This is a genomic window from Streptomyces sp. PA03-5A (genome assembly GCF_033792725.1).
Taxonomy (GTDB): Bacteria; Actinomycetota; Actinomycetes; order Streptomycetales; family Streptomycetaceae; genus Actinacidiphila.
This window is the reverse complement of record NZ_JARAVL010000037.1, coordinates 56,689-73,077: the sequence shown is the minus strand read 5'-3', so window position 1 is coordinate 73,077 and position 16,389 is coordinate 56,689. Positions and strand designations below refer to the sequence as shown.

The following is a 16,389-nucleotide window of genomic DNA, read 5'->3' as shown; positions in this document are numbered from 1 at the left end:
CGGGCTCCTCGGGAGGGGTCAGGAGGCGTGGTGGGTGATGTCGCGCAGCGCCTTGTACAGCGGTGCATACAGCAGGCGGACGACGGCCGGGTCGGCCGGGTCGGGCCAGGTCTGCGGCGGGGTGTCCAGGTCGAAATACGGGGCGAGAATGTCGCGCAGCCCGGTCAGCAGGCCGTCCTCGGTCGGGAGGCTGTGCTGTTGCGTGCCGGGGGCGAGGGCTAGGGCGGTCTTCGGCGCGAACCGGGCATCGACGAACACCACCCGGGCCGGCACGCCGCCCCGGACCAGTCGGCCGATGACCTGCCACAGGGTTACCAGCTGGTCCCAGGTGAAGGAGCGCTTCTCGCGTTCGGACAGCCGGGAGTAGATGTAGCGGCGGGCCAGTAGCCGGCGCCACTCGGCGCGTGCCACGTGCCGGAACGCGAGTCCTGCCGCGTCCAAGCTGTCCGCGCCGGCGGCAAGCTTGCCGAAGGTGCCCTGGTCCAGTCCCGGCTCGTCGCGTACGAAGCGGGCCGCCCAGTCGTTGATCGCGTACATGGCGAGTGCAAGGTCGTCCGGGCGCGGATGCGGACGGGCGAGGAACAAGGCGGTGCCGAAGGCCGCGTTGTGCTCCCTGTTGAGGATGTTGTGGCCGCGCTCGACCGCCATCAGCGGTGCCACCAGGATCTGGGCGTTGTGATCGTCGGCGAACGAGGCGAGGTCGCCGCGGCGCAGCGCGGTGGCGCGGTCGCCACCCGAGGCTGTGGTGGTGCCGCGGACGGCCTGGTCCAGGTCGGCGTCGTCGGCGGCCAGCACCCGCACCCGGCCGTGCCAGCGGTTCATCTGGTGCAGCACGTCGGCGGCGGTGTTCGCCTCTTGGTAGCTGCCCACCAGCAGGAGGGCCCGCTTGCGTTCGTCGTCGGTAATCTTGGCGAGTTCCTGTTCGAGCGGGCTGGGGGCTCCGCCACGGCCGGGGGAGCCGAGCCGGCTCACCAGGGCGCGGGCGGCGGCGGGCCTGGCCTTGGGCTCAGTACCCGACAGACTCATCGGGCGTCCCTGGTCGTCGTAGAGGAAGTGCGTGGAGAACACCGACTCGCTCACCGCCTCCAGCGAGCGCTCGGACGGTTTCAGGACCGCGCCGACCGGCGCCGGCACATGAGCCCGGGAGGACGTGCCCGCCCAGCTGGTGCCCGACATCAGCACGACGTGCGGTCCGCGCTGTCCGCGGCCCGGGTCGGCGCCCACCTCGTGCAAGGACAGCAGAAGTTCGCGGCCCACGCCCGCACACCGGAAGAAGCGCAAGGTGCCGCTGTGTCGGCCGTCGGCGTCCCGCTCCCGCTCGTCAGGCAGGTACTGGAAGCCCAGGACGTTGCCCATCGGGGACTCAGGTACCAGCGGCGCGTAGTCCAGCGGCGGGCGGCGCGAGAGGTCGTTGCCCGTCGAGTCCAGGTGCAGGGCCGCCTCGACCTGCGGCCACAGGAACACCAACCGGTCCAGGCGCTGGTGGAGCGCGCTGAGCAGGAGCACGAACTCCAGGCGCCGGGCGGTCAGATCGAGCCACTGCTCTTCTGCGACTCGGGCGGCGGTTGGGGTGTCGGCGAGTAGCTGGTGCAGCACGGCCAGCACACGGGCGCGAGTGTCGGATGCGGACAGCGTGGTCAGCAGGTCGTGCGCGAGCCGCACCAGGTCGTCGGTCAGGTCGCCGTAGGGGCCGCGGCCGCCCAGCGGGTCATCGCGGAAGTTGTCGAAGCGGTCGGTGAGTTCCGCGCGGCGAGCGTCAGTCTCCGGGGCCCGCTCCGGTTCGGCCGTGTCCTCTTCGTATGCCTCGTACAGTTCCGATTCGTCCGCTACCCCGTCCGGAGCGCCAGTCTGGTCGGCGGTGAACCAGTCGCTCAGCAGCTTCTCCTGCAAGGTCCACGGGCTGAAGTACTCGATGTCGGCCCACGCGCGCAGTTCGGCGTCGGAGATCAGCAGCTTGTACAGCCGGTCGGTGGCCGAGTGTGCCACGGACAGCGAGGCCGACCAGCGTTCGATCTCCTGGTCGGTGAGCTGGAGCCGGCCCTGCTTGGACAGCTCCTCGATCCGGTGGGTCTGCAGCTGGTCCAGCCAGGAGTCCAGGCCCGGAGAGACCAGCGCCGCCGACGGCGCGAAGATCTCGTCCAGGTTCATCTGTACTGCGTCGGCCTCGTCGACGATGATGATGTCGCTGCGCAGGCAGGCGAGCTCGAGGTGGCGTAGCCGCTCGTCGCCGAGATGGCGCGGCACCGCCGACTGCACCAGGCTTGCCGGGTTCGCCACCCAGATCAAGGCTTCCACAAGGTCGCGTGCCGGGCGGTGGCGGGGACAGGCGTGCCACAGGGGGCATCCGTGAGGGGTGCCCTTCGGCTCGGCGGGGCGGGCGTCCGAGGACTGGTCCGGTACCTGGCTGCCGGGCCGGTACGGCTCCGGCAGCGCCCCCGGCGCGGCGTCCTTGTCGTTCGTGTGGGGCTTTTCCGGGAACAGCGAGGTGCACGGCGCGTCCGCGAACCGCAGCGGCTCGGCGGCCTCGGTACCGCGCAGGGCGTCGACCACACACACGGTGCTCAGGTCGTCGAAGCCGGGGTCGTCGTGGTCGAGGAGATTGCTCCGGCCGCGGGCGGCCAGCCGCCGGTGCAGGCGCTGCACGTGGGTCTGGCGCGTGGTCATGCCCAGTACGGGAGTGGCGGGCAGGCCGAGGTCGCGCAGTAGCCCAGCCAGCCGCAGCTGCTCGGCCACGTCCCTGACGACAATCGTGGTGCGCAGTCCCCGACGGGTGGCCCACACGGCGACCAGGGTCATCAGTGTCGACTTGCCCGCGCCGACCATGCCGGCCAGGTGCAGCAGTCCGTCCAGGCGGAGGGTGTCGGAGTCGGTGAAGGCGATGCCGTCCGCGTTGCGCGGGGCGATGCGCAGCTCGGCCAGGCGTTTCTGCCAGTGCCCGGCCTTGTCGATCTGAGCTGCCTGCTCCTGCTCGTCCATCCACCGTGCGGTCTCGACGAGATCGCAGCGCGAGAGGGTGAGCGGTGCGCCACCGCCGGGGCGTCCGGCCTCTGGGTCGTGGCCGGGCACCGGCTCGGGGCGCAGCCGTTCGGGAAACGTCACCGAGGTGGGGCGGCGGCGGGCGATGAAGGTCGCCCGGCCGGACGGGGCGAGTGGCAGTTCTTTGCGGGCCAGTGGGGGAAGGGCGGACAGAGCGGCGTCGTACGCCGTGAACCGGTCCGAGGCCACGGGCGGTTCCATCCGCCGCGCCGGCAGGTCGATCGAGGGCACGTCGTATCCGCGCAGCCGGGGAGGTAGCCCCTGGTAGGTCGCCAGTGCCTGCTGCCAGGCCCGCCGGCGGCGCAATGACCACAGCAGATGACGGCCTGCCGTGAGCATCGTCTCGTGATCGGTGGTGACCGACAGACCGCGTGCCCGGGCGAAGGGATAGCCGCTGAGCAGGGCGTACGCTCCTCGTGCGGGTTCCCCGGGAGCGATGTGCTCCAGCAGCCGCAGCGCCAGCTCGACCTGGCACAGCAAGGAGGGTTTCACTCCGGACAGATCGTCGCGGACCTCGCTCCAGTGGCGTGAGAGCTCCTTGCCGACCGGACGGTGCCAGCTGTCGCGGTCACGCATCACGTCCTCCTTCAGCCGTCTTGCGCAGGCGGGCACGGGCCCGGTCGGTCAGGTGCGTGTCGGTGAGCAGCGGCAGCTCGCGGGCAGCGGCGGGGCGGTTGCGTTCGTAGGAGGCGACATAGCCGGGCCGGTCGTCGACGCGGTCCTGCGGCACCACCCAGAACGCCTCGTCGTACGGGGGCTCGGGGCGGATAGGACGGGCGGCCCGGCCCAGGAATGCCGGATGAGCCCAGTCCTTCACGTCGACGGCCCACACCCAGCCGTCGGGGAAGGTGATGTGGAGGTCGTAGGCGTCGTACCCAGGCCACATCCACACCCGTAGACCCAGGGCGGTCAGCCGTTCCTCAAGCTGGGTCTCGGCTTGGCCGGGGCCGGTGACGAACTGCCGCAACGGCCGGTCCAGCTGCAGCAGTTCCCCGGCCTCCTCGCGGTCGATGCGCCGGCCGATCGGTGGCGGGCCCTGGCGACGGCAGCGGTCCCGTTCGCACCACCACGTGCCGTCCCGGACGGGAGTGAGCAGGGTCCGGCAGCGGGCGCAGACCGCGTAGGAGCCGTTGCGCAGATAGCTGTCGGGCACGGGCTGGTAGATGAGGTTCACCAGTTCCCGGACCGGGTCGAGCACGTGGTCCATGGCGACGGCGAAGGCCTCGGCGGACGTCAGTACCGGCCGGGTGACCAACAGGCGCCGGAACTCGGTGTACGCGTCCTGCTCACCGTACTCGCGGCACAAGCGGAGCGCGGCATGGATGACCTCGCGGTCGTGATGGGTGGCGGCGCTGTCCGCCGCCCGTTCCGCCCACAGATGGCACAATTCCGTCGGGCGGGAGGAGACAGGGTCCAGCAGCCGGTCGTCGTCGCCGACGGCGTCCGGCGGCAGGTTCACCGGCCAGTCGGCGACCGGCCGCTCGCGGCACCAGTGCACCAGATCGGGCAGACTCGCCGGCGGCTCCGCACCGCGCTCGAGGCAGGCAAGCACCGTGCGGTCCAGGGCCTGCTGGACCTGCGGCGGATACGGCAAGGCGAAGGCGTCCAGGTCCGTGGCGGCGTCCAGCGCGATCAGCGCCGAGGCGATCGTACGCATCAGCGGGACACCGCTGTGGGCGGACCATTCGGCAGCGGAAGGAAGCGGGACGTCATCTGCGCGCATGGACCTCACCCCGCTGCTACGTGGGCCTGGCCGGCGTCGCAGTGACGCAGCATCTCGCATCCGGCGCAGTGGTTCCCGGGGCGTGCACGGTAGGTCTCGTCGAGGGCCCACGGCCCGGCCAGGCCGGCGATGATCCGTCGGGCCTCGGCCACCGTGTCCGGTTCGCCCGGGTCGATCTCCTCGTAGCGGACGTCGTCCTGGTACAGCAGCTCGAGCTCGATCAGAGACCGACGCGGGTCGCCGCCGGGCACGCCTGCGGCCATGAGCAAGACGGCGAAGGCGAGCTGGGGATGGCTCCCCATCAACTCCCAGCCCTCCCGCGGGCGCCGACCGGCGGTTTTGGTCTCGTGCCAGATCCATCCCCGGGAGCGGGTGTAGAGCAGGTCGGGATCCGCGATGAGGACGACGTCGAGTTCCGGGTCGTAGGCGGTGAGGCGCTTTTGCACGTGCACCTCCTCGTCGGCCGGAAGGCCGTCCAGCGGGCACATACGCAGATGCTGGGTGAGCATCGCGAGGGCGGACGGCTGCTCGGCGGCAGTGAGCCCGGGTAGTGCCTCGGGCAGGGTGACGCCGCGGCATCCTCCCTGGCGGTGCCGCCGGTTGAGCCAGTCGTCGACGGCACGGCCCCTGCGCACCGGCTCGCTCTCCGGCTCCGGGGACCTCAGGTGCAGGACCCGGGTCAGGTGGAACAGCGCGGGGCAGCGGGCATGCACCCGCAGATCGGTGGCGGACGCCGACCGTCGCCTGCGGGGGCGGGCCGGGCCGGGGACGCCGAGGAGCCCGGGCGTCCGGGGCGGCTGCCCGCATCCGGCGAGCGCCTCACACCGCTCACATCCGGAGCCGGGGTGCAGCCGGCCGTCGGCGATGACGCGTCCGAGGACCGGCTTGGCGTGCTCGCCGAACTGACGGGCCGTCTCTTCGGCGTCCCAGTCCGCGAGGACCGTTCTGTCGCCGTCACCGCAGCTGACGCCGACGACCCGCACCCGGCGAGGGCGGACGGTACTCCCGGCGGTCGGACGGTGCACGCTTCCGAAGGCCGGATGCGTGGGTGTGCCGGTGGCGATGACGGATGCGGCCTCGGCGATCTCGGCCGGCGGCCGGTCCTTCTTGAGGGAGTTGACCGACAGCAGCCACAATTCGCGCTCGGAGCCGTCGATGGCCGCGTAACGCCGCCCCCAGGCCGTACGCTCGTAGCGGATCGCACCGCGCTCGTCGGGGGTCTGGCGTGCATGGATGAAGACCCACTGGTCTCGTATGGCGGCTGTCGCGGGCCGTCCGAGCCTGTGGCGTTCGTCCTCGGCGTCCTCGCGGGCCGCAAGGTAGTTTCGGACGGCCTTCACGGCCCAACGGGCGTGAGCCGGGTGGTAGTCACGGCTTACGGCGAGATCCCGCAGCGCCTCCTCCGCGTCCGCGGAGCGCAGCTCGATGGCGTCCAGGGTCCTCATCACCGGCGCCAAGGCGAAGTCCTCTATCGGCTGGCGGCGTGACCGTTCGGGGGCTTGCCGCACCAGCGGCCGGGCGCGCAGAGCGTTACCGCGTGGGCAGTCCTGGGGGTCCTCGCGCAGCAGCGGAAGCGAGGTTCTGATGACCCGGATGTCGCCGTCCGTACCCGGCGGAGGCAGCTGAAGCATCACGACGTACCTCTTAAGACAAGGAGGAGTGGCGCCACCAGGGAAGCGCATAGCTGTGAACTCAGTCAAGCGATACACTTCATTTGGCTTGAGTAACGGTATGGTGTTCGGTAGACGCGTCACGAAGGGGTGTGCGTGGAAGCTGGGGCAGTGCTCGACGGCCGTTTCCGCATCGCCGAGCCGATGTACCAAGGCGGCATGGGGACCATCTGGAAGGCGGCCGACACCGCCACTGGTGAGACCGTCGCCGTCAAGGTGCTACGCCTGGACGCCTACACGCAGGGCCGGTTCAGCCCCGGCGAACGGGGGCGACGCAAGGTCGAACTGCTCAAGCGGTTCGAACGCGAGGGCGCGATCCTCGAGGAACTGGACCACCCCGCCATCCCCAGGCTGTTGCATCGCGGATACCACCGTGAGGAGCCGTACCTCGTCATGGAGTACGTCGACGGTTGCACCCTCCGGGAGTTCCTGGACCTGCGACGTCCGCTTCCGCGCGGCACAGCGACGGCCATCGCGGTCCAGGTCGCCGAAGCTCTTTCCCGCGCCCACGCCCAAGGAGTGGTGCACCGGGACCTCAAACCCGGCAACGTCGTCATCGCCGCGGAAGGATCGGTGAAGCTGCTCGACTTCGGTATCGCCTACCTCACCGATCCCGACGCGACCCGCTATACGGCGCTCGGCGCCACGCCAGGGAGTGCGGGCTACATGGCGCCGGAGCAGCTGCGCGGGCAGCAGGAGGTCACGGCCGCGGTCGATCTCTACGCCTTCGGCTGCGTGCTCTTCGAACTCCTCACCGGACAGGCGCCTTTCGAGGACAAGCCCGACCGCAACAAGGACATCCAGCATCTGGAGGACCTGCCGCCACACATCCGCAGCATCAACGCCGGCCTGCCACAGGAACTGGACGATCTCGTCTGGGACCTGCTGGGCAAGGCTCCCGCGGACCGGCCCGCCGGCATTCACGACGCGCTGGACGTTCTGCGACCCCACCTGCCTGCGCCGGGTGATCCGGTCCCCGAGCCCGCACTCGCGCCCGACCCAGGTGCCCGCTATCGGCTCCCGGCCATGCCGACCCCGCAGGCCGCCCGCCATTCCGATCCGCCGATACGGCGGCGCTCTGTCCACCGGCGCCAGGGCTGGCTGGGGCGTCGGGAGTTCGCCGACCTGCTCGCCCGGGCCCGCGCCGAGCTCGCCGCCCACGGGCCCGCCAGCCAGTGTGCGGCCCTTGCCGGCGCCCTCCCCCGGGCGGCCGCCGAATGGGGGCTCCGGGAGCTGCTCGTCGCCGACGCGCAGCTGGTGTGCGCCGACGCCTCACGCCAAGACGGTGAAATACAGCATGCGCTGCGGCTCTACGAGCAGGCCGCAGCCGCCCTCGGCAACCTCGGAGATCTCCCCGCGCGGGAACGGGCCTTGGAAGCCCGGTTGGGCATCGCCGAGTGCCGGATTCCCGAGGGCGACCTGCCGCGCGCCCTCGAAGGCTGGGTCGCGGTCGTCCGCGAGGCGCTGAGCCTCGCTCCCGTCCCCGCCCCACTAGTCGAACGATGCCATGAGGTCGCTCTGGAGCTTTGCGAACGCGGCTGCGGGGCAGCGGTGGAACCGCAGCTCGCCCGGCTGGCGCACCAATAGCCTCAGTGACCCGGCAGGCGGCCTGCCGCCAGCAGGTCGCCGAGTGATCCGACCAGCTCGCCGCCCACTGTCCGCAATCCCAGCAACTCCCTTTCGAGGGCGGCGAGTTTCCGGAAGATCTCGCCGTACCGCTGCTGTTCCTCCAGGGAGAACCGGGGCACTTGGAGCCGGCGGACGTCGACGCGTGAGGACGTCGAGGCGTGCGTGCCGGCCTGGCGGGCGTTGGCCGGGGCGCGTAGGCAGCCTGCCAGGAACCACGGGTCCAGGACCCCCGGGTCGGTGCGGAGAGCGAACAGCTGGGGGCCGAGCACGGACGGGGCGCGAGTGTCCACCCAGACGTTGAACGACCGGGTGAGGCCGACCACGACGACATCGTGCGATGCGGTCACCATGAGGGTGCCGTCGGCGTTTCCCCTTGCAACGTCAGGGGCGGGCAACCAGTGCTCGGGTTCCCCGGCGGTCAGCAGGTCCGGGACGGTCACGACCGGAACGGCGCCGTCCGGACGGTCGCCTCGTTGCAGTAGTGGTTCGGGCAACGCTTGGCCGTTGCGGATCTCAAGGGCGCCGGCGCGCTCCAGCTCGGCCACCGTCGTGTGCCGTGCGCCGTCGTCGCCTTCCAGGGGGGTGAGCGTGGACAACGCGGCCGCCAGGTCTTTCAGCTCGCTCAGGTGTGCGTCGAACTGCGTCCACGACCGGCGCAGGTCGACGATGCTCGCCGTGTCCGTGGCGCGGATGTGCCGGGCAGGGGTGAGGTCGACTTGATCGTCGAGGAGCTCGATCACCGGAACGGACACGCTGCACGGGGTTTCCTCGCCCCGCAACGCAGCCGTGGCGGCTGCACGGACCTGTGCCCAGTCGATGCCGGATTTGCCGAGGGTCGTCGGGTCCAGTTCCCGGGCGGTGTCCACCAGGAGCAGCCGGCCGGACGAGCGCCCCGAGTCCGGGGCCCGGAGCAGCCACAGATGCAGGCCCACTCCATGAGGAGGGGCGGCGCCTGGTGGCAGGGCGATCACGGCTTGGAGAGCGCCGTCACGCAGCAGAGCGGCCCGGATCCGCCGGCCCGCTCGGCGAGCCGCGACGGCGGGCGGGAGCACCAGCACCGCGACCCCGCCCGGCGCCAGAGCGGCGATCGCATGCTGAACCCAGGCCAGTTCGGACTCGGTCCGCGGTGGTTGCCCGTACACCCAGCGTGTGTCGGTAGCGAGTTCGGCGTGTCCCCAGTCCCGTTCGTTGGACGGCGGATTGCACAGCACCACATCGGTCCGGACGCCGGCATGTGCATCGGCGCGCAACGTGTCCGAGGCCGTCACCCTTGCCGTGTAACCGTTCATGGCAAGCCGAGCAGCCGTCAGCGAGGCGAGCACGGGATCGTTGTCCTGACCCAGCAGGCCCTCATGACGTGTCCCCGGCCAGCATCGGGCGGCCACCATGAGGAGGGAACCGGCCCCGCAGGCGGGATCAAGCATCGTGAGGACGTCGCCGTCGTGGACGAGTGAAGCGAGATCGGCCATAAGCTCGCCCAGCGGCTCCGGCGTGACGGCGACCTGGCGTACGTGAGTGCGCAACCAGCGTTCCAGGAGAAATTCGAAGGTCCGTGCCACGCCTTCGCCGTCGGCCAGTGCGACGGCTCGCTCCATGAGGTCGATCTGCCGGTCGTCGAGATGCGCTGGCTCGAATGCCTGGCCCTGACCAGGTGACCCGGCAAGACGCGCGCCTATGGCAGCCACAACCTGCCCCATCGCGTCCCGGTCCCCCAAGGCATCGAACTCCGGCCACAGGCGTTCCAGGGATCCCAGTGCGATCTTGACCTTGTTCTCCTTGTGGAGCCAGTCCTCGACGTCGGACAGGGAGAAGAGGGGGCTGGCATCGGTGCCGCCGGTAGGAGCTGGGAAGTTCTCGTAGCGCCGTCGCCAGTTGCTGACGGCCGCGCGGCCGACACCGGCGAGCCGTGCGATCTCTGCGAGCGTCACCGCCACGGCTGGCCGAGTGGTTGTGGACATCGGATCCTCCGGAACGTCAGTACCCCCCGACCTGCTGCCATGCCACCCTACCGACCCATGGCGCTGGAGGGGCTGTGCGTCGTTTTACTGAGTTTACGGATGTTTCGGATTGGCGCCGGCCTTGGGGGTGGGTGTTGCCTCTGCGGATGATTGGGACTCCGATCAAGCATTACTTCTTTCGTGAACTGAGTCAACGGATGTACTGTGTCTCTCGGTGCTCACCCAGTGCCGGGCGGTCTGATGCAACGCAACACCTGCATGTCAGGTTCATGGAGATGCTGTGTAGATTCTGCGGTCACGGCGGTGACTGGGTGTGGCCTGGTCGACGTCGTGTCCCGGGGGCGTACGAGGGGGCGGGGATGGGGACGGAGCCGAAGATCTCGTCGGCCGCGCAAAAGATCGCTCGACTGGTGGGGGAATTTTCCGACGGCGTGGACCTCCGCACGCTGACAGTGGCCGCTGTCCGGCGCTATCGCACGTTGCCGGAGAGACGAGTGCCCGCCCTGGTGGAGGAGGCCCGCACTGGTGGTCTGCTCGTCGTCGCGAACGGCCGGGTCGCCCTGGCTGATCAGGCCGCCGAGTCCAAGGAACCCGCCTCTGCCGCTCCTGCCCCGGAGGTGGCGACGCCGCGCGTCGTCCTGCGAGCCGTCGTGGTCGACCTCGAGAGTGTCGTACGCACAGTGGCCACGACCCCCTACGCGGAACGTCACGTCTTCGAGGTGGCCGCCCAGCGCCTGGGAGCCGACCAGGAGTGGGTGACGTCCGCCCCCGCCTGGCAAAGGTACTTGCGATTCCCGGGCGACATAGACGAGCTGAGGGACGAACACGTGCGGGGCGCCGTGCGCGACCACGGGGTCCTGGCGGCCGACGCATGGATGGATCTGGGCACCTACCTCTCAGACGCGGACGTCGTCATTGCCTACAACGGAACCGGCCTGGACTTCGACGTCATACGACAGTCCGCACAGGACCTCGGGATCGACGATCCGCTGGGCGGTCGGCGCTTGGTGGACGCCTTGTACCTCACCCATGCGCTGTGGCCCACAGCCACCACCCACCGGCTGCACGACCTCGCCGGCGAACTTGGCGTGTCCGTAGCCGGTGCCCGCGCCCACACCGCCTCCGGCGACGTCGCCCTGCTTGCCGCGCTGCTGCAGCGGGCTGCCGCCGAGCTCGCCGACCGGGGAGCGGACCTGGCAGGTCTCATCGCCGATGTATGCCCGGACTCCGACCGCTGGCGGCTGCTGCGAGAGCTCCATCAAGGCCCGCAGGCGGCCGAGCGGGAGCCGTTGGCATGGGAGCAGGCCGACGTCGCCCGCCTGCTCGGTGAAGAACTCGCCTGGCACACCCCACGACGTACGCCGGACCTGCGGGCACCTGGGCGTCGCCCGGTCGTTGTACCGGACGGGTTGCGTGGGGCCGAGGGGCGGGTCGATCCCACGGAACTGGCCCGCGTCGTCCGCGGCGCGCAGGTCCGCCCCAGGCCCGCCCAGCAGGAGATGGCCGCGACGCTGCACGCCTGGACCGACCAGGGCGTTGGCGGACTCCTCGAGGCGCCGACCGGAACCGGAAAGAGCTACGCGGTTCTGGCCGCCGCCCTCGACTGGCTGGCGGGCGGTGCCGACCGCACGGCGGTGATCGCCACCTACACCAAGCAGCTCCAGGGCCAGCTGGCCCGCGACCTCGACGATCTCCAAAGGGCCCTGCCCGGGCTGCTCGACTTCACGGACATGGTCAAGGGACAGGCCAACCGGCTGTCCCTGGCAGCGCTGACCAAAGTGCTCGCCGATGCCACCCGCGGCGGCACCGGCAGGCCCCGCATAGGACGTGGCACCCATCGGCGCAGCACCCGGCCGGTGGAAAACCCGCGCTACCGCGAGCTGGCCGTCTACCTCGTCCTGCGTCTGATTGCCGCGACCGCACCCCCATTGTCCTGGACCGCCCGGTCCGTCGACCCGGTCGACCTGCCGCCCTTCTTCGCCGACTATGTTGGGCGGGCGCTGCCCACGTGGCTCGAGTCCTTCTCCCAGCGCGACGGCGACTATGCGCCCGGCGCCGGCAACCCGCTGGCCCGCCACACCGATACCGCCCGGGAGGCGCTCGACGGTCACCGGCTGATCGTCGCCAACCACGCCCTCGCGCTGTCGCACCTGGACGACCTGCGCGCACTCGGCCCGCAGACCCTCCTGGTGGTGGACGAGGCACATGAGCTGGAGAACGCTGCGACTTCCGCCCTGACGACCGTCGTCGACTACCAGGACCTGGAGACGCTGTCCGCCGAGTACCAGGTGCTCAGCGGCGAGTGCCGTCCGGGAACGGCCGCCGACAACCTTGCAGCCACCGTCGCGGAGCTGGAAGGGGTGCTCGACGACACACGGCTCCCGCGGATGGCCGCCGAAGCGTTCGACGCGCACGGCAAGGGAGTCGGCGTGCGCGTCGGCAGCCGTACGACGACGCTCGCCAGTCCCCATACCGGGTCCGCGGGCAGCCGAGGGGTCCGGCGACTGCAACGGCTACTGACCGGGATCGCCCGCGCGGCCGCACGCTGCCGCATCGACGCCGAGCGCTACGCAGCGCAGGAGCAGGCGTTCTCCCTCGATCCGCAGGCCCGTGACCGAGTGACGGCACTGTCCCAGCGAACGGACACGCTCGTCTCGGCCCTCGACCGGATCACCACCGATCTCGACGCGTTCCTGGACCCGGCCGCAGACCTTGACGAGAAACTCCCTTCCCGCGTCGTCCATATGGAGGAACTCGGTGAACCCGAAGTCGACCTGAGGGCCTACCGGTTCCGTATCGCCACCAGCCCCGTGGACCTGCCCGCCGATCCGGAATGGCGGCGCTTCCTCGACTCCTTCCAGCGCGTCCACTACGTCTCCGCGACGCTGCGGGTCGGCGGCGCGTGGGACTTCGTCCGCGAACGGCTCGGCCTGCCGGCCGACCTGCCGGAGCTCGCGCTGCCCTCACCGTTCGACCTGGCACGTCAGGCGGAATTGGTCTGCTTCTCCGACTTCCCCTCCTGGGCCGAGCAGGAGGAGGGCGCCATGCGCACCGTCGCCCACCACCTCGCCGGATTCGCCCAGGAGATGACACACCCCGACGAGAACGGCAACGGCTACACCGGAGGCGGCATGGTTCTGACCACCGCCCGCTCCACCGCCGCCGGCATCGGCGCGCACCTGGTGGAGCAGCTGCGGGCGCGCACACTCGAGGCCCCCGTCGTCGAGGCCATGACACTCGGCAACGGCCGTGCCTACCAGACCTTCACCGACCCCGAACACGGCGGCGGATTCCTCGTCGGCACCAGAGGGCTCTGGCAGGGCGTGGACGTCGCCGACGCCGAACGACTGCGACTGGTGTGGATCAACAAGTTGCCGTTCGCGCCCTTCGCGGCACCGATCATCGCAGCCCGCCGCGCCTCGGTACGGGAGACCGCCGAACGGGCCGGCCACCCGGACCCCGATGGCTTCGCCACCCAGCACTACTACCTACCGCTCGCCGCCATCCAACTGCGCCAGGCCGTCGGCCGGCTCATCCGCTCCGACCGGCACCGCGGGGTCGTCATCATCAGCGACCGCAAGCTCGCCGGGGACAGCGCGCTGCGCCGGTCCTACCGCCGCGCCTTCCTCGGCAGCCTCGACGAGGGACTGGAGCGCCCCGGCCCCGAGGAGGGCGACACCGGCGGTGACAACGTGGCGACCATGGCCGAAGGATGGCGCCGCATCTGGACCTTCTTCGCCAGGGAAGGACTGCTGGACCCCTCCCGCGCCGCCGAACTATGCACACCGCAGGCCCTGGCCGCCCAGACCCTGCTACCGCAGACCCGGCAGATCCGCGAACTTGAACTGAGCGAGGAAGAGGTGCAGCGGCTGCGCACCGGAGGCCGCCTCGTCGAGGAGGTCCTCGAGCGCTGCGCCCGCATCGGGGGACTGCTCCGCCTGTCAGACGAACCGGTGGAACTCAAAGCGGGACAGCGGGCCGTCATCACCGCGGCCGCCGACGGACAGAACGTCCTCGGACTGCTGCCCACGGGGTTCGGCAAGAGCTACACCTTCCAACTGCCCGCGCTCGTCCTGCCCGGCGTCACACTGGTCGTCAGTCCGCTCGTCGCCCTCATGCACGACCAGGCCCTCGAACTCAACCGCACCATCGGCGGCGCCGTCCGTGCCCTGATCTCCCCGCTGCGAGAATCCAGCAGCCGGGCTGGTAAAACGGAAGTCGCCGACCAGCTGCTGGGACGGCACGACCACGGCATCCGACTGGTGTACGTCAGCCCCGAGCGACTGAGCCAGCGCAGGTTCCGCGAGCTCGTTCGGCAGGCGGCGGCCTCCGGACGGATTTCCCGGATCGCCGTCGACGAGGCCCACACCTTGGCCCAGTGGGAGGACTTCCGGCCCAGCATGCGCCGGGTCAGCCGGTTCCTCGCCGAACTGCGCCGCGACCATGGGATCGCTGTCACCGCAGTGACCGCCACCGCCAACCGGACGGTCCACCAGGCCCTGCGAGAGGCGCTGTTCGGACTGACCGGCGAGATCCCCGAACCGGGCACCCCCCAGGAGAAGGACGAAGCGGAGCAGACGAGCACTCTGGGCGGGCTGGTCACAGTACGGGAGAACCCCATCCGCCCCGAACTGGCGGTGCTGCGCCGGTCACTCGACCGCTTTGGCCAGGGCGGTATCGCGGGCCTGGTGGAACACGTTGTGGACTCGCTGGATGGACACGCCATCCTCTACTGCCTGACCGTCAAGGAGGTCAACACCCTCTACACCCACCTCCGCGAGTACACAGGCGGCACGGGAGTACGCGTACTCCGCTTCCACGGAAGGCTCACCGAGGCCGAGAAAGCGGCCGTCATGACCGAGTTCCGCGAGGCGCCGCGCCAGGGCGACGAAGCCTTCGTCCCCGTCGTCACGGTCGCCACCTCCGCGTTCGGGCTGGGCGTCAACAGACCAGACATCCGCACCGTCTTCTGCGTCTCCCCGCCCACCGACCTGGCCGCCCTCTACCAGCAAATCGGCCGGGCGGGGCGCGACAGCGCAGGGCGAAGCACGACGGCCGAGGGCCCGGTCAACGCGGGCCTGGCACTGGCGACCAGCCGAGGACTGCGGATGGTGCGCTTCATGACCGGTCAGGAGCTCCCACAGCCGCTGATGCGACGGATGGGATCACTGATCCTGTCCCAGAACGGCAGCAGCTTCGACCCCTTGCAGTTGGCAGAGCTCCTCATGGAGCAAGACCTCGCCGAAGGAGTGCTGACCGAGCAGGCCCTCGACGACCGGCACGAACAGGAGCGCTACCGCAGCGGTGTCATGCGCGCTTTCAGCGTGCTCGCTGACCTCGGCGCGGTGAGTGATCTCGGGGACTACCCGCCGTACTGCGCGGTCAAGCCCGGCGACATGAAAAGGACTCTTCCGTCGCATGGCTCAACGCACGACGGGGAGGCCGCGGCGCCGGATTCCGGCGCGGAGGTGGACGATATCGAACGGCTCGTCGTCGAGACCGCCCTGGCCCTCGACACCCCCGCCCGCCTCGATGTGGGCCGCCTCGACCGCGAACTCGCCAGGCTGCACCCCGAATACCGGGACGTGGCCGACGGGCCCGCCGCCACCTGGGAACTCCTCGCGGACCTGCACGATCGCGGACTCCTTGACGTGTCGGCTGCTCCCAGCCGCCACCTCGTCACCGGGATCGACATCCGCACGCGCAAACTTCCGGACGACTACCTGCGCCTCCTCACCCGTAGAAGCGCTCGTGCCGCTGAGGAACTCTCCTTGCTGCGAAGCTTCTTCGAGAAGACGGATGTCTGCGCGCAACGACTGTTCGCCGACTACTTCGGCGTCACCGAACTCCCCGAAGGATGCTGCACCAGCGCACGCTGCCGGTGCTCCGCCTGCTGGAACAGCGGACGATGGCCCGCAAGCGAACACCGGCCCGCCGTCGCACACGCCTTCGACAGCCCACGGCCCCGCGAGAACAACAGCACCGACAGCACGCTCCGCCGCCAGCGCGTCGACCGGCAGGCACACCGGCTGCTCATGCTCCAGCCGGAGGGCCTGCACCCGCGGCGGCTGTGGAGCGCGCTGCGCGGCGACGAGTCCGCCTTCAACCCGTCCAGCCGCCGCATGATCCGCCTGCCTGGCGCCCTTACAGAGAGCCGCCACTTCGGCGGCAGAGCGGACCTGCCCTACGCGGAGGTGGAGAACAGCCTGGAGCGACTGGCACACATCGGGGCTGTCGTCGAGACAGAGAAGGGCCGGTGGCGCGCCGTGCGCGCTTCGGGTCCAGGGAGAACCACGGGAATCGGAGGGAGGAACGAATGACCACCATCCGGGAGACTGACGAGGACGTCTGGCGTCCCTACGAGGACGCGCCT

The 16,389-nt window shown here is 70.4% G+C and carries 6 protein-coding genes; 2 read left to right on the top strand and 4 right to left on the bottom strand.

Features of this window, described 5'->3' with window-relative positions; genetic code table 11:
- Positions 1–18: 18 nt before the first annotated feature.
- Genes PV410_RS35240 through PV410_RS35230 form a run of 3 tightly spaced genes read right to left on the bottom strand, consistent with a single transcriptional unit; the run spans position 19 to position 6,390 of the window.
- Entirely contained in the window at positions 19–3,612 is a 3,594-nt protein-coding gene (locus PV410_RS35240; protein WP_500330018.1) for a pPIWI_RE_Z domain-containing protein, read from the bottom strand.
- The gene (locus PV410_RS35235; RefSeq protein ID WP_500330016.1) at positions 3,605–4,759 is read right to left on the bottom strand and encodes a pPIWI_RE_Y domain-containing protein; all 1,155 of its coding nucleotides are present in this window, start codon (positions 4,757–4,759) and stop codon (positions 3,605–3,607) included. The genes PV410_RS35240 and PV410_RS35235 overlap by 8 nt, the downstream gene beginning before the upstream one ends.
- A gap of 5 nt (positions 4,760–4,764) precedes the next feature.
- Complete coding sequence (locus tag PV410_RS35230; RefSeq protein ID WP_500330014.1) at positions 4,765–6,390, bottom strand: PD-(D/E)XK nuclease family protein; 1,626 nt, start codon at positions 6,388–6,390, stop codon at positions 4,765–4,767.
- A gap of 135 nt (positions 6,391–6,525) precedes the next feature.
- On the opposite strand from PV410_RS35230, the gene PV410_RS35225 reads away from it, so the two are divergent.
- Positions 6,526–8,016: a serine/threonine-protein kinase gene (locus PV410_RS35225; RefSeq protein ID WP_500330012.1), complete on the top strand. Its 1,491-nt coding sequence runs from the start codon at positions 6,526–6,528 to the stop codon at positions 8,014–8,016.
- A gap of 2 nt (positions 8,017–8,018) precedes the next feature.
- On the opposite strand, the gene PV410_RS35220 is transcribed toward PV410_RS35225, so the two are convergent.
- Complete coding sequence (locus PV410_RS35220) at positions 8,019–9,992, bottom strand: N-6 DNA methylase (RefSeq protein WP_500330011.1); 1,974 nt, start codon at positions 9,990–9,992, stop codon at positions 8,019–8,021.
- 518 nt (positions 9,993–10,510) lie between these two features.
- On the opposite strand from PV410_RS35220, the gene PV410_RS35215 reads away from it, so the two are divergent.
- The gene (locus tag PV410_RS35215; protein ID WP_500330009.1) at positions 10,511–16,336 is read left to right on the top strand and encodes a DEAD/DEAH box helicase; all 5,826 of its coding nucleotides are present in this window, start codon (positions 10,511–10,513) and stop codon (positions 16,334–16,336) included.
- Positions 16,337–16,389: the final 53 nt, after the last annotated feature.